The 14,227-nt window shown below is 57.7% G+C and carries 8 protein-coding genes; 4 read left to right on the top strand and 4 right to left on the bottom strand.

All coding sequences use genetic code 11. From position 1 onward, the window contains the following. The coding region (locus KK078_RS22175) for a LamG domain-containing protein (RefSeq protein ID WP_254092517.1) at positions 1–378 on the top strand (378 nt) is incomplete at its 5' end. Between the two features lie 77 nt (positions 379–455). Continuing rightward, positions 456–3,578: a LamG-like jellyroll fold domain-containing protein gene (locus KK078_RS22170; RefSeq protein ID WP_254092516.1), complete on the top strand. Its 3,123-nt coding sequence runs from the start codon at positions 456–458 to the stop codon at positions 3,576–3,578. 77 nt (positions 3,579–3,655) lie between these two features. Here the strand turns inward: KK078_RS22170 and KK078_RS22165 are convergent, their stop codons facing one another. Further along, positions 3,656–6,004 (bottom strand): mechanosensitive ion channel domain-containing protein, encoded by a 2,349-nt coding sequence (locus KK078_RS22165; RefSeq protein WP_254092515.1) that lies wholly within the window; start codon positions 6,002–6,004, stop codon positions 3,656–3,658. A gap of 173 nt (positions 6,005–6,177) precedes the next feature. Here KK078_RS22165 and KK078_RS22160 point away from each other — a divergent pair, with 173 nt between their 5' ends. Further along, positions 6,178–7,479, top strand: coding sequence for a purple acid phosphatase family protein (locus KK078_RS22160; protein ID WP_254092514.1), 1,302 nt, complete (start codon positions 6,178–6,180; stop codon positions 7,477–7,479). 60 nt (positions 7,480–7,539) lie between these two features. Then, positions 7,540–8,811 carry a DUF3748 domain-containing protein gene (locus KK078_RS22155; protein ID WP_254092513.1) on the top strand — a complete coding sequence of 424 codons (1,272 nt, stop codon included), beginning with the start codon at positions 7,540–7,542 and terminating at the stop codon, positions 8,809–8,811. Between the two features lie 97 nt (positions 8,812–8,908). Here KK078_RS22155 and KK078_RS22150 read toward each other — a convergent pair whose 3' ends face one another. The 3 genes from KK078_RS22150 to KK078_RS22140 all read right to left on the bottom strand — a co-directional run bounded on the left by KK078_RS22150 (position 8,909) and on the right by KK078_RS22140 (position 14,070). Next, complete coding sequence (locus tag KK078_RS22150; protein WP_254092512.1) at positions 8,909–10,069, bottom strand: glycoside hydrolase family 5 protein; 1,161 nt, start codon at positions 10,067–10,069, stop codon at positions 8,909–8,911. A 208-nt stretch (positions 10,070–10,277) separates the two neighbouring features. Beyond that, complete coding sequence (locus tag KK078_RS22145; protein ID WP_254092511.1) at positions 10,278–10,958, bottom strand: response regulator; 681 nt, start codon at positions 10,956–10,958, stop codon at positions 10,278–10,280. 67 nt (positions 10,959–11,025) lie between these two features. After that, complete coding sequence (locus KK078_RS22140; RefSeq protein WP_254092510.1) at positions 11,026–14,070, bottom strand: sensor histidine kinase; 3,045 nt, start codon at positions 14,068–14,070, stop codon at positions 11,026–11,028. Between the last annotated feature and the right edge of the window lie 157 nt (positions 14,071–14,227).

Below are 14,227 nucleotides of genomic sequence, written 5' to 3'. Positions count from 1 at the left end.
TTCCTGACCATAGCGACGGCCACTGACACATACGACCGCGACTCCGAGCAGAACCTGCCCATCAACGAGTGGCATCACGTGGCGGCTACGTTTGGCGATGGCAACATGATCTTTTACGTAGACGGGGTAAAGATCAAAGAATGGAACAACACGCCGGGCGAGGCCAAGTCCATCGCGGGCGAGCCGTATAACCTGGTGTTCGGGCAAGACTTCCCGACGGACAAGTATGCCGCCTCGACCGAGAACTTCGAAGAAGATCATATCATTCCGCTGGAGTGGGGCGGTTACTTCCGGGGCTATCTCGACGAAATCCGCATCTATAAAACCGCGTTGTCGGGTCCCCAGATCGAAAGTATTTACAATCGTGAAAAGCCATAGGTACAGGTATGTTGGTGTGCAGCGTGCGGCCGAAAGGCTGCACGCTTTTTTTTAACGTATTATACTGATCAGACCTTATGAAATATACTGTTACGACCCGGAGCTTCTTTTTGCTGGTGGCGTTGGTGTTCGGATCCCGAAGCGGCGTAGCCCAGCCGGGACAGCTCTCCGTGCCGCGCGTGGAGCAAATGCCCAACCTGCCCGCGCCGTATGCCATGCGCGACTGGAAGGAAGTGGCCCGTCAGTATGATGCCTTTGTATTTTCGCAAACCCAAACCGGTACGCACCTGCCCCTGGTCGGTTTTGCCGCGGCCGGTATAAATTACCCGACACTGCAACCCATCCTGCTCGACACCTACGTGGGCACCAACAGCCACGCGCAGGCAGAGGCCATCAACATCATACCGGCCATCGTAGGCGCCTCCCTGGTGGGCATCGACAAAGCGCAGCAGAACGGCATCCACTGGGTGGAAAAGATCAAAGACTTTTACAACGCTAAAAACAGGCAGGATGTATACCTGAACAGCTACTCCGCGCTGAGCGGCAACGATTGGTGGTACGATGTCATGCCCAACGTGTTTTTCTACCAGCTATATTCGCTGTACCCGGACACACCCGGCTTTGCCGGGCAATACATACGCATCGCCGACCGCTGGCTGGAAGCCGTGCAAGCGATGGGAGGGAAGTCCGCTCCGTGGACGGTACCCTATATGCACTACCGCGGCTGGTACCTGGCGGAAGGTCGTGGCAATACCGACGGCGTAAAAGAGCCGGAAGCCGCCGGCGCCATCGCCTGGCTGCTATACCATGCGTACCGGACAACGCATGACAAACGATATTTGAACGGTGCGCGGCAGGCGCTGGATTTCCTGGCCGCCTTGAACGCGAACCCTTCCTACGAATTACAATTACCTTATGGCGTCCAGGTTGCCGCCGCCATCAATGCGAACGAGCGTGCTGGCTACGACGTCGGCAAAATGCTGAACTGGTGCTTTGACCGCGGTCCGCTGCGTGGGTGGGGCACGATCGTCGGCACGTGGGATGGACAGGATGTATCCGGTCTCATCGGCGAAGCCAACGACCAGGGCAACGACTATGCCTTTCTCATGAACGGGTACCAGCAAGCCGCGGCCCTGGTACCTCTTACGCGTTATGATAAACGCTATGCGCGCGCCATTGCGAAATGGATTCTGAACCTGGCCAATGCCAGCCGCCTGTTATATCCCGCATACCTCCCCGCCGATCAACAGGACGACTATGCCTGGAGCAGCGCCCACGACCCACAGTCGGTGATTGCCTACGAAGCACTCAAGGAGAGCTGGCAGGGTACTGCCCTGTACGGCACCGGCGATGCCAAACGCAACGGCTGGGCGCAAACCAACCTGGGCCTGTACGGGTCGTCTCACGTGGGCTATCTTGCGTCTGTTGTCGCCACCACGGATGTTGAAGGTATACTCGCGCTCGATGTGAACAAGACCGACTTTACCGGCGATCCCCCGTTTGCCTCGTACCTGCTGTATAATCCACACGACGAAGCCCATGTCGTTACCCTCGGGCTGGGAGATGGCAGCTACGACGTCTATGATGCCATCCGCGAAACGGTGGTCGCGCAGGGGGTAAGCGGCAACGCTACCATATCCATCGCCGCGGATGAAGCTGTATTACTGACGTACCTGCCCGCCGGGACGGAAACCACCGCGCGCGACGGCATGCTGTATGCCGGCGACGTTGTCGTGGATTATCATTACCGTTATGACTATGCGCCGGCGCTGCGCATCAAGTCCCTGGCCGTTGCAGAAGCGAACGTGGGGTTTGACCAGGACGTGCCGGTCTATGCGACGCTGGAAAGCCCCGTCAGCCCTGAGGCTGCCTGGCAGTGGACGGTGAACGACCAGCCCGTCAGCACATCGGCCGGAACTTTCTCGTGGACGTCAACCGGGCAGGAGGGCATCTATACAATCGTGTTGTCGATCACGCAGGAGGGCGTGACTGTAAAAGACAGCGTCACCGTGCAGGTATATGAACATGTCCCCACGGTGCCGGTCATCGAAACCTTCGTGGCCGATCAGCGCTATTATGAAACGGGACAGGATGCCCGCATCCTTTGCCGGGTCACACAGGCCGGCACTGAACCCTTGCAATACACCTGGAACGTACCCGAAGGAACCGCCCACTCTAACGACTCGCTGCTGGTGTGGACGTTGCCCGCAGCCGACGGCCTCTATACCCTTACCTGTACGGTGTCCAATCGCTATGACCTGGCAGCGTCAGGCACCTATGCGGTGCTGGTCAAGGTCATTCACGACACGCCGGCGACACCTTTTGCCTACTATCCCCTCGACGGCGATACACAAGACTATAGTGGCAGTGCCTACCACGGAGAAGCCACCGGCACCCAACCCGCTGCCGATGCCCGCGGCCGCGTGGGCAGTGCGTATCATTTTACCACGGGTGATGATATCATTACAGTGCCGAACCGGCCATCGCTGAATGTGCAGGACCACCTGACCGTTTCTTGCTGGATCCGCATTGACGCCGTAGGGCAGGAGTCGTTTATCCTTTCCCACGGCAGCTGGGAAGAACGCTGGAAGCTTTCCATCACGCCCGACCGCCGCATTCGCTGGACCGTCCGTACAAGCACCGGCACCCGTGATCTTGACAGCTCGTTTCCCATCCTGCTAAACAAGTTTTATCATGTTACAGCGCTCTATACCGGCTATTCGCTGGAGCTTTATACCGACGGCGTGCCGGATACCTTTCTGGCGCATACGGGGCTTATTCAAACGACGGGTAAGGCGTTGACGTTCGGGCAAAAGTCCACCGGCGAGCGCGAGTATTATCTGCAGGGTACCCTCGACGAGGTCCGTCTGTATAATACGGCGCTGGATCCTGTGGAGATCGCCACGCTGCCTACTCGTTGGAATACCACGGTGACGGGCTTGCCGGAGGCGTCGGGTGATCAGCTGACGGTATATCCCAATCCTGCGTGGCAAGGGCGTGTGTACCTTTTTGGTATGCAACCGGCAGATGTGGAATCCATGCAGGTATATACTGTGGCGGGAGAGGCAACGGACTGCCGTTGGGTCGTTGATGGGAATACGATCGGAATCGACTTGCCTGTTGGTTCTTCAGGCATCGTTATACTGCGTGTTCAGACCGGGCGGGGCGCGGTCTATAAACGACTTGTTGTTTACCGATAGCGGTTTGAGCCTGGGCTCGCTGATTTTTATGACAGTATCTGACGCATCTGCGTCAGATACTGTCTGGCACAGCCCTTTTATTTTACGGCGATTCCCTTCTCTTTGAGTTTGCTATACAAAAGATACTTTACTTCGCTTTCGGCCAGGTCCGCTTTAAATACGTCGTCGCACCAGAACCGGATCACCAGTGTGATCTCGCTTTGTGAGATATCTTCTACCAGCACCACAGGCTCGCGCTTTTTCAGGATATAGGTGCCCGATTTGATGATGGAAACGACTTCGGCTACGACTACATCCTTGCTCTCGGTGGTTTCGAGGGTTGTTTTGATCTCGATCCGTCTGTGGTTGTTGCTGAGCGTCCAGTTTACGATCTGCTGGGAGAGCATATCGCCGTTGGGTATAATCACTTCGGCGCCGTCGGCTGTGAAGAGTGTGCTGGACCGCAGTCCGATCTCTTTTACCCGTCCGGATTTTCCGCCGACTTCGATCGAGTCGCCGATCTTCAGCGGCCGGTCGAAGATCAGGATGATACCCGACACAAAGTTGTTCACGATATTCTGCAAGCCCAAACCGATACCGACACCCAGGGCGCCCAGCACGATGGTAATCTTGTCGATGGGTAATCCCGAGGCGGCAATCGCCAGCAGGTAGCCCGCGCCGAGCAATACCAGGCGCGTTACCACGAGCTTGGACCGGTTGGCGGGGCTGTCACCAAAATCATGGTCGCCGGTGTCGCCAAAGAAGTAGCCCAGGTATCGTTGGACCAAATGCGCCAGCCAGATGATCGCAAAGAACAATCCCACGCTGCTCAGTGTAAAGGAAGTATTGCCGATCTTATGCGACGCATTCACGATCGTGTGAAACGCATTGAAGAGTGGATCGAAGATATTGAGGTTGATGCTTAATACCGTCAGCCACATCAGCAAGGCGATCACGATCATGGGTTTCCGGAAGTCGCTGATGATGCCGGCAGGTTCGAACGGCTGTTCGATGTTCTCTTTCACCCGGATCGTCTGGATCTGGAGCAGGATCGATTCGATGATCGTTTTGACCAATACCGAAAGGCCCATTACCTGTGTCAGCGCAAAGATTCCGGCGGTGCCGAGGATGCGCGCCAGCGAGAACCGGCCAAAGAGGTTGAAGAGGATTGCGAGCGCGTTGAGTACGATAAAGAGAACGATCACCGTGCGAATGAACCGGCGCAGCTGAATGTGCTCGGGCACCCGGGAGCGGAACAAGATGCCGAAGACGATGGCCGCAATGTTCAGGCCGATCATCCACAAACGTTGCAGTCGTCCGGGCGACAGGATGAGGTTCGTAAACGAGAACAAGAGGAACAGCCCGATCGCCGCCAGCCAGTAGTGAAACAGCGAGCGCGGCCAGTGTTTGCGCAGCACGAGCGTCACTACTACCATCAGCAGGAATTGCACCGACTCGACATAAGCCGCGGGTGCATTCAGGTCAAACAGCGGCGCCAGGCTTAACATCACCGCCAGCGACGCAGCCAGGGGCTGCGTGGTCAGATAGGTAACTCCATAGGCTGCCAGCGACTCGCGTTTGTTATTGCGTTTGAGCGTGCGCAGGTTGGCCAGTACCCACAGGTAGAACGCAAGGCCGAGCAGCCACATCAGGGCACGCTGCCCCGATGAATCGCGGAAGTAAAAATCCAATGCCTTCCGGCCCGAGCGGTACGAGTTGTCGAGCTCTTCCTTAAATTCGGTCGTTACGACGGGGGCGGGCTCCCACAGGAAATTATACTCTTTGCTAAAGGCCTGGATCCCCGAGCGCGTAAGCCGTTCTTCGATCTGGTTGAACAGGTCGGACGCGCGGATCGATTTCTCGGAAACACCGGTCTTGAGCGTGTTGACGATGTTGAGGTTGTATTGCAGCAGGCTGTCCGTTGCGCGCCAGGCGGAGCGCAGCTCGCGCAGGTGGGGCAGGAGCAGTTTACGGTTGACGGTATCTTTATACAACTGGCGCAGCAGCGAGTCGCGGCGCAGGGTGCGCAGCTCCTTGCGCAGTCCTTGCAAGGACGTGTCTGCTGCCTGGATGCGCACGCTGTACCGGTCGAGGTCGTGCTGCACGTTTTGCAGAAGAACGCTGAACATCTGCAGGTTGCGCAGGTTCAGGGCCGCGCTGTACTTCTCCAGGTTCTGCTCTACCAGCACCAGCGCCGTGTCGCACTCGCGCAGCTTGCCGTCCAGCATCAGTACCTCCGGCCGCAGGGGGATCTCGTTTTCCAGGCGGTGCAGCGCCTGGTGCACTTCGCCGATGCGCAACATATATTCGCCCGACGTCGGTTTGTCGTTGTCGGTAAAGAGGTTCTGGAAATTACGGCGTCTGTGTTTCAGCGTATCCTGTGCCGACAGGGGCGCGCCGACAACCGACAACGCGATCAGCAGTGACAGGAATTTAACGGTCTTCATGCAGGGTAGAAATAAAAAACGGCCGAAAGGTAAGGCAAATTGAGGGTGTATAACTATCCGAATTATCGCCAAATATTACATCCTACCGCATAAGTGAGAAGTAACAACCTGGTAAAATGGAGGTCGCCGCGCGTGTACCGTTGAAGCGAGTCCTCAAAATGGTATCTTGTAGGATGATCCTCAACACGCTGTCACGACTCTTCTGGGCTTTCGGACTGGTATCGGGCTGGACCTCGGCCCTGGCGCAGGTGCCGACGCCACAGCCTCCGACGCGCATGCCCGACCGCGTCATACTGAACGTCACCGCCACCCCCGAAACATCTTTCGCCGTCAACTGGCGAACCGACACCACCGTCGCTACCGGCACGCTGGAATGGACCGTGGCGACCGACGGCCCCGAGTTTGCCGAACAGGTGGATCGCCAGCCCGCCCGCCGCGAGCTGTTACAGGTAAAGCAGGACGATGGCGTAAAGGTCATTGCCCATTATTTTTCCGCACACGTAGAGGGGCTGACGCCCGGCCGGCGCTATGTATACCGTGTCGGTAACCGGGATGCGTGGAGCGAGTGGTATCAGCTGCGGCTGCCCGATATGCGGCACCAAAAACTGTCCTTCCTGTATTTTGGCGATGCGCAGAACGAGATCAAATCCATGTGGTCGCGGGTGATCCGGGAGGCCTTTAAAACCGCCCCGCAGGTAGACTTCATGTTGCATGCCGGCGACCTCATCCACCATTATGACAACGACGCAGAATGGGGCGAATGGTTTTATGCCGGTAATTTTCTGCATGCCATGGTGCCGAGCCTCGCTACACCCGGCAACCATGAGTACCACCACGGCAGGTTGTCGCCGCAATGGCAGCCGCAATTCAATCTTCCGCAAAACGGACCTGCCGGATTAAAAGAGACGTGTTATGCTGTAAACTATTCCGACCTGAAGGTCATTTCGCTCGATGCTGTACAGATCGACCACGTACTCGGCCGCCGCAAGCGCCAGTTGGAGTGGCTCGACTCGGTACTGACTAACGATCCACGCAAGTGGACGGTCGTCACCCTGCACTATCCCGTGTTCTCGACCGCCGAAGGCCGCGACAATGAAAAGCTACGGGAACGCCTCAAACCGCTGCTGGACAAACACCATGTAGACCTGGTGTTACAAGGACACGATCATGCTTACGGACGCGGCCGGGTAGGGAATGTTCCCACGGGCGCTGCTTATAGCGACCGTACGTCGGGCACGATGTATGTCGTGTCGGTCAGCGGTCCGAAGATGTACGGACTGTCCGCCAGCCCGTGGATGGAACGACGCGCGGGTAACACGCAGCTGTTCCAGGTGATACACATTGAAGGCGATGTGCTTTCCTACGAAGCCTTTACCGCCACGGGTACACTTTACGATGCCTTTGACCTGCAAAAGACCGCCGGAAAACTTAATACATTGATAAACAAAATACCCCCTGTCGACGAACGCCGCTAAGCTACCTTTGAGACCGAAATCGTTTTACTAATTTTTAATAGCTTGCGGCCGAATATTCCTATGCCCGAACAACAGCACACGTCCGGTAGATACGGCCATACGCTCCATGCAACGCAGGTGTTTTCACCTGACGACAGCTGGGTGGTGTACGATACCCGCAACGACGATACGCACATCGGCCGTACCGAGGGCATCGAGATGGTGCAGATCGCCACGGGCGAGGTTGTGCGCCTGTATACTACTTCCCAACAAACCATCCATGGCCCCGGTGTAGGGGCTGTTGCCTGGAACCCAGGCCGCGACGAGATCATCTTTATCCATGGCCTGCAAAATGCAGACGCCGTGAAGCCCTATGGCATTACCCGGCGGTTTGGCGCGTTGCTCAAGCCACACGGCACCCGTGCCATACGCCATGCCGATGCCCGTACGGTGCAAGGGCCTTTTATACCCGGTGCCCTGCGTGGCGGCACACATGCCCATACCTGGAGCGGCGATGGCGCGTGGATCAGCTTTACCTATAACGACGCGGTGTTCGAGCAAGACCTGCGCACCGTCGGTGTGATGGCGCCGGTGCAGCGCGTAGCCGTACCCGTTACCGATTGCGAGAACTTTTCCGGCGAATATTTTACCGTGGTGGTAGCCACCGTCACCGAACATCCACGCCCCGGTAGCGACGATATCGAAAAGGCCTTTGACGAATGCTGGATCGGTCAGGACGGGTACCTCGACGATAACGGGCAACACCACACCCGCGCGATAGCGTTTCAGGGTAATGTACGCCGCGAAGACGGCGCCGTCGTCACCGAAGTATTCGTAGCCGACCTGCCCGCCGACATCACCCAGCCGGCTGACGGTCTGCCCCTTGCCGGCACCCCGCACATGCGCCCGCAGGTGCCCCGTGGTATATACCAGCGTCGCGTGACCGATACTACCCAGCGCAAATATCCCGGCCTGCAGGGCCCGCGTTTCCGCCTGCGCACGTCACCCGACGGAGCGGAGATCTACTTCCTTATGAAAGATGACGCCGGCCTGGTGCAAGTATACCGCGTACCGACAACCGGTGGACACATCATTCCGCTTACGTATCTGGCGTGCGCCGTCCAGGGCCAGCATAACATCAGCCCCGATGGCAGGTGGATCTCCTTCCTTGCCGATAACAGTGTCTGGGTGATCGACGCCGCCGGCGGCATGCCCCGCCGCCTCACTGTCCGAACAGATGATGCCCGGGCTCCCGTAGGCGGAGCGTTATGGAGCCACCGCGGCGACCGATTGGTGTATAACCGGTATGATGCTGATGGTTTTTTGCAGATCTATAGTATACCGTTTTTCTAGGGAGCGCGGCAGTTGCAAACGGCCTACAGTTTCAAGGCGCTCCCGATGGCTATCGGGATCACAGCTTCGCTCAGACGTGCGCCGGTTTCAGTTCCACTTATTCACAAGCAAAGCCCCGCTCCATATAAGCGGTCTTGCCGGCGCTTTTGCGCAGGCCGTTCGCGTGATCGATCACGACATCGCGGATCCATCCTTTCGTCGGATCGCCCACAGGGATATTGACGATGGACTGATACGTTCCATCCGTCGTCATATCCATCCCGGGGCAAAGCACGGGAGGGTTGTAATGGTAGTAGCCATTTCCTGGTCCCCATTCCCAGATCAGGTATCCCATATCGTGACGCGAGGCTTCTTCTAACACGGTCTTGTAATCTACGGCGCCCGGATCGCCGCACGCGGCGTAGTCCGGTGCATCTATACCCGCCCAACCGCCGAAGGCACAAAGTTCTCCGATGATAAGCGGTACATTCGCGGCGGCGGCCGCGTCGAGCTGGTCTTTGATGAATGTAGGCTGTGCGTTGGCGACCGCCATCTTCGACCAATAGGTGTGCACGGAAAACATCAGGTTGTGGTCGGGATCATGTGCTTGTAAAGCAGTGGCTGCCGGCACCAGCACTTCCAGGTTCTTTCCACAGTCGGGCGCGTCGATAAAGAGGGGTGTGCGAAAGCCGGCGTTGCGCAGCCGGGTGATCGCTGTTTTATAGGCGGCCACAAATGCATTCGCGGTAACTTCATAATCGCCGGCTTCGTTGGCGATGTTGACCAGCAATGCGTGCTCATACTTTTTTACCAGCGCCACCATTTCTGTCCGCGTCCAATAGTCGACCACGGCCGGCAGACCGTCCAGGTTACAGGTGGCATCATGCATTTCTACCATCGGGATCATTTTTAACGCGATGCATTTCTGTATCAGCGTTTCGAGCTGCGGGATGGACGCAGGCTGCCCGTTGCTATAGGTCGCCTGCCATACAATGCGCACACAGTTGGCGTTGGACTTGGCGATCTCGGGTAAATAGGTATCGCCGTTGGAGTCGCCTTCATCGAATACACTCATCTTGTTGATCCCACGCAGGATCACTACGTCGCCACAGGGGTCTTTCAATGTCGTTCCGTCGACATAAAATGTAGGTTTCGGGTCATCGTTGTCGTTGTTATTGCCGGAGTCGTCGTCACTGCTGCAGCCGGCCGCCAGGAATATGGCGGCCAGCCAGCAGGCAGTTGCAACGAGGGAAGGGGAATTATGGAGGTAGCGCTTCATAGTAAGTCTTTTGAGGGATGTCTTTACTAATGCAAAGCAAATTGTTGGGTGTGTGTCTGGCAATAACCCGTTTGGGGGATGTGTTGTGTGATGTGGGCGTGCAGGTGTATGGTTATCCAGCTTACGACGTTACCGGGGGAGTCTGGAGAGTAGAGAATTATCAATTCAGCACGGCTTCTTATGACAATACCTCGCGCCAGATGCTGTGTCAAATAATCCGCTCGCGTATGGCCTTAGCTACCGCTTCGGGGCCGCACTGTACGTGCAGCTTTTGGTAGATATTCTTCAGGTGTTTTTTTACGGTCTCGGGTGAGATGCTGATCTCCAGGCCGATCATCCGGTAGGAGAATCCGCGCGAAAGCAGCTCTAACACCTGTTGCTCGCGGTCGGTGATATTGTACTCTTTTTTTGCTGATGGCTTTGGTTGACGAAATGCTTCCAGCACGCGGTGTGCGATGCCGGGCGACATTGGGGCGCCGCCTTCGTAGACTTCCTGTACGGCGCGCACCAGCTGCGCGGAAGAATCTTTTTTGAGCAGGTAGCCGTCGGCACCGTTGGTGAGGCAGGTGAACAGCTTGTCGTCGTCGTCAAAGACGGTGTGCATCAGCACGCGGATGTTCACGTCGGTTTCTTTTACAATGCGGACACCCTCCAGGCCGCTACGGCCGGGCATATCGATGTCCATGATCACTACGTCGGGCGCGTCCGTGCGGATCTCACCTTCTACTGAGCGGCAGTCGGGATGGGAGCCTGCCAGTACAAACCCGTCGGCATGGGTGATCAGCAGCTCCAGCAGGTCGCGTAGCTTGGCGTTGTCTTCATAGATGGAAACACGGATCGATTGCATATACCGGTCGTAGCCTTCGGGAAAATAGCGGAAGTTTGTCACACTTTTAATAACACAAAGCAAAAACGTTACCGCGGGTCTTGCAATAACCCGTTTGGGGAGTCGTCCTTTAACCGATCGGAAACTCCAGCTGCAGCGAGGTGCCCTGGCCGCGGGCCGACGCGATATGAAGTGTGCCGTTGAGACTATTGGCCCGCTGGCGCAAATTGAGGAGCCCGTTCCGCCCGTGCGCCGCCGCCGGGTCAAAGCCAATGCCGTCGTCGGCAATCGTCATCGAGAGCTTTTTCTTTTCTACCGCAATGTGCACCGTCGCATGCCGGCAGCGCGCGTATTTGATCAGGTTGTTGACCGACTCTTTGAAGATCAGGTAGAAGTTGCGCCGTTGCTCCATCGACAGCCGCACGTTGTCAAAATGCTCCGGCACGGTGATGGTATAGTGGATCTGCCGCGCCTCAAACAGCTCCGAAGCGTAGCGGGTCATGCGCGCCACCAGGCTCGACAAGGCGTCGTTGCGCGGGCTGATGTTCCAGACGATGTCGTCCAGCGAGCTGCTCATCTGCTGTACTTCTTCCACCATGCGCTCAACGAACGAGGCCGAGGGGTGTGATTCCGGCAGGTCCTTTTTCGCCAGCGCGCCCATAATGCTGATGCCGCTGAGCGATGATCCCAGCTCGTCGTGCAGGTCTGCCGAAATACGGTTGCGCACGTGCTGCAGGCGCAGCAGCTGGTTGATGCGATAGCGGTATAATCCATACAACAGGCCGCTAACCGCCAGCACCACCAGCGTGCGGAACCATGCCGTTTCGTAGTAGGCGGGCAGGACTTCGATTTGAATGGAGGATACCGCTGAGCTCCAATGTCCCAGAACGTCGCCGGCCTTGAGGCGCAAGGTATAGCGGCCGGGGCTCAGGTTGGTATAGTATGCCAGGTGCTGCGCGCCGCTGTGATTCCAATCCTTTTCAAAACCTTCCAGATAGTATGCGTAGACGTTGTCGTGTTGCTTGCGGTAATTCAGCGCGATGAAGTCGACGCTGAAGGCATTCTCTTCGGGCTGGAGCCGGATGGCCTGCTGCAGGTCCACGGCGCGCTCCTGTTCGTGCACCTTGAAACTGCTGATGCCCAGGGTCGCTTGTGCCGTGGGCCGCAGCAGGTGACTGGCGTCGATCAGGTTGACGCCATTCTGCTGGCCGATATAGAGCTCCCGGCCGCTGGGGCTGGTGAACACGTGCCCCAGGGTGTTGTTGCTGATCAGCCCGTCGTTGGTGGTAAAGCGTTTGAGATTTCCCGAGGCGGCGTGGTAGCAATACAAGCCTTCATAGTTACCCGCCCAGATGTTGCCGGCGTGGTCTTCGGCGAGGCCTTCGATCTGGCGGTCGACAAAACCGTCGCGCGTCGTGAGCACGGTCACCATGGCCCCTGCGGGGGAAAGACAGGTTAAACTACCCCAGCGGGCAGCCCACAGGTTGCCCTGGCGGTCGTGCAGCAGCGTGTTGACCGACAGATCGTGTATCCGCGCCGCAATACCGGCCGGGTCTGCCGGTACGAATGTCTGCGACACGGTGTCGCCATAGTATATACCCTGCATGGTACCCAGCCAGAGGCGTCCGTCCGGGCCGAAGCACAGATCGTTGATGAGGTTGTTGTTGTGGAGCAACGCGCGTTGGCTGGCCGTGTCCCAGGGCGTGATGTCCTGAAGCGTTCGGCTGTCCACGCCGTGGATACCTTCGTCGGAGTTGCCGATCCACAGGCGGTGCCGGGTGTCGAACTCGCCGTACATAAAAAAGGGCACCGAGTAATAACGGTTGGCCTGCTGACTGAGCGGCGTGGTCGTGAATTTTTTGCGATGCGTGTCGTATACCAGGATGCCCGGCCGCCGGTAATCCCACCGGTTCGTACCGATCCACACCCTACCGTCCGTCCGCGCGATCATCCAGCGCGTGTCCGCGGATTCGGCCGGGTAGCGCACCAGCGTGAAGTCATTCTTTCGCCGGTCCCAGCAGATCATTCCGGTGTGCGACAGGCCCAGGTAGACGCGGGTGCTGTCGTGCGGATCGGTCACGACCGTGTTGATCGTGACGGGAAAGGAGACAAGTCCCGGGGGCAGCAGGAGGGTGCGGACCAGGTTGCTCTCGGGGTTGTATTTGATGATGCCCTCCGACGTACACGTCCACACGATACCGTTTTCCGGGTCGCGGTAGATATAGTTCACCTCGTATGCATGGGGTAATATGCCGGGGAAGAAATAAAACTTTTCCTGGTCCTGGCGGAAGACGCCAAGCCCCTGGTTGTCGCCCACCCATACGATGGGGCGACCGTTCTCGTCGCTGCCGCACGCCACGCTGTTCACCTGGTTGCTGCGCCGGCCGGTAAAGAACTGGCGCCAGGTGTTGCGGCGGGTGTCGTAGCGGATCAGCCCATTGTTGTAAGATCCCAGCCACAGCATGCCGTCTGCGCCGGCACACGCGGAGGCGAACAGCATGGGCTCGTTGCCGGGTGCCTGCGTACAGTCGGCCCCCAGCACGCAGGTCAATGTATCGCGCCCACGGTCAAAGCGAAACAATCCATTGTCACGGCCTACGACCCACAGGTTGCCGTCGGAATCTTCCGTAAAGATCGCCTTCATCCACACATACGTGGACTTGCGCAGCGTATAGTGCCTGCGTTTGCCGGTAGCCAGATCGATGCGGTTCACACCGTCGCGGTCGCTGAACCAGCCCTGCCGGTGGCGATCCAGAAAAAAGTATCCCGTGGTCTCGAGGTCTGTGAGCTGCGGTGTCTGCGGGAAACACTCCATCGCCTGTGTATCGTGGCGGATCACGCAAAGCCCGTTGCGGTCCGACGATAACCAGACGTCGTTGTTGGCATCCGCGGCCAGGCCGGTGACAAAGCTCGTCTCCGGTTCTGTAAAGCTCTTGAATGTGGCGCCGTCGTAACGTACTACATGCTGCCGGGTTCCGAACCACATAAATCCAGCCTTGTCGCGCACGGCGGACAGTACGGTATTTCCGGGCAGGCCGTCTTTTGATGAGATCGTTTCAAATGTGATGGCGGGGAGCTGGCTGTAAGCCACGGACGTGATCCCTATGCTGACAAGCACAAGCAGATACAAACACAGCGGGATGCGCAGGACAGGCGAGGGGACGGGCCGTAGCATGCTCCAAAGATACTTGATTTTTGGGCAATTATACCGGGCTGGGGCGTGGTATGCTGTGTGTTGGTCGGGTTGGGACTCGGCTTTGGCGGAGGTTGTTTGCGAATGTCCTGGGGTACGACGTTACCGGTGGGGCGGTCGGGAGACCGCCCTACGTCCG

The organism is Dawidia soli (genome assembly GCF_018598185.1).
Taxonomy (GTDB): domain Bacteria; phylum Bacteroidota; class Bacteroidia; order Cytophagales; family Cyclobacteriaceae; genus Ohtaekwangia; species Ohtaekwangia soli.
This window is presented reverse-complemented; position numbering and strand designations above follow the sequence as displayed.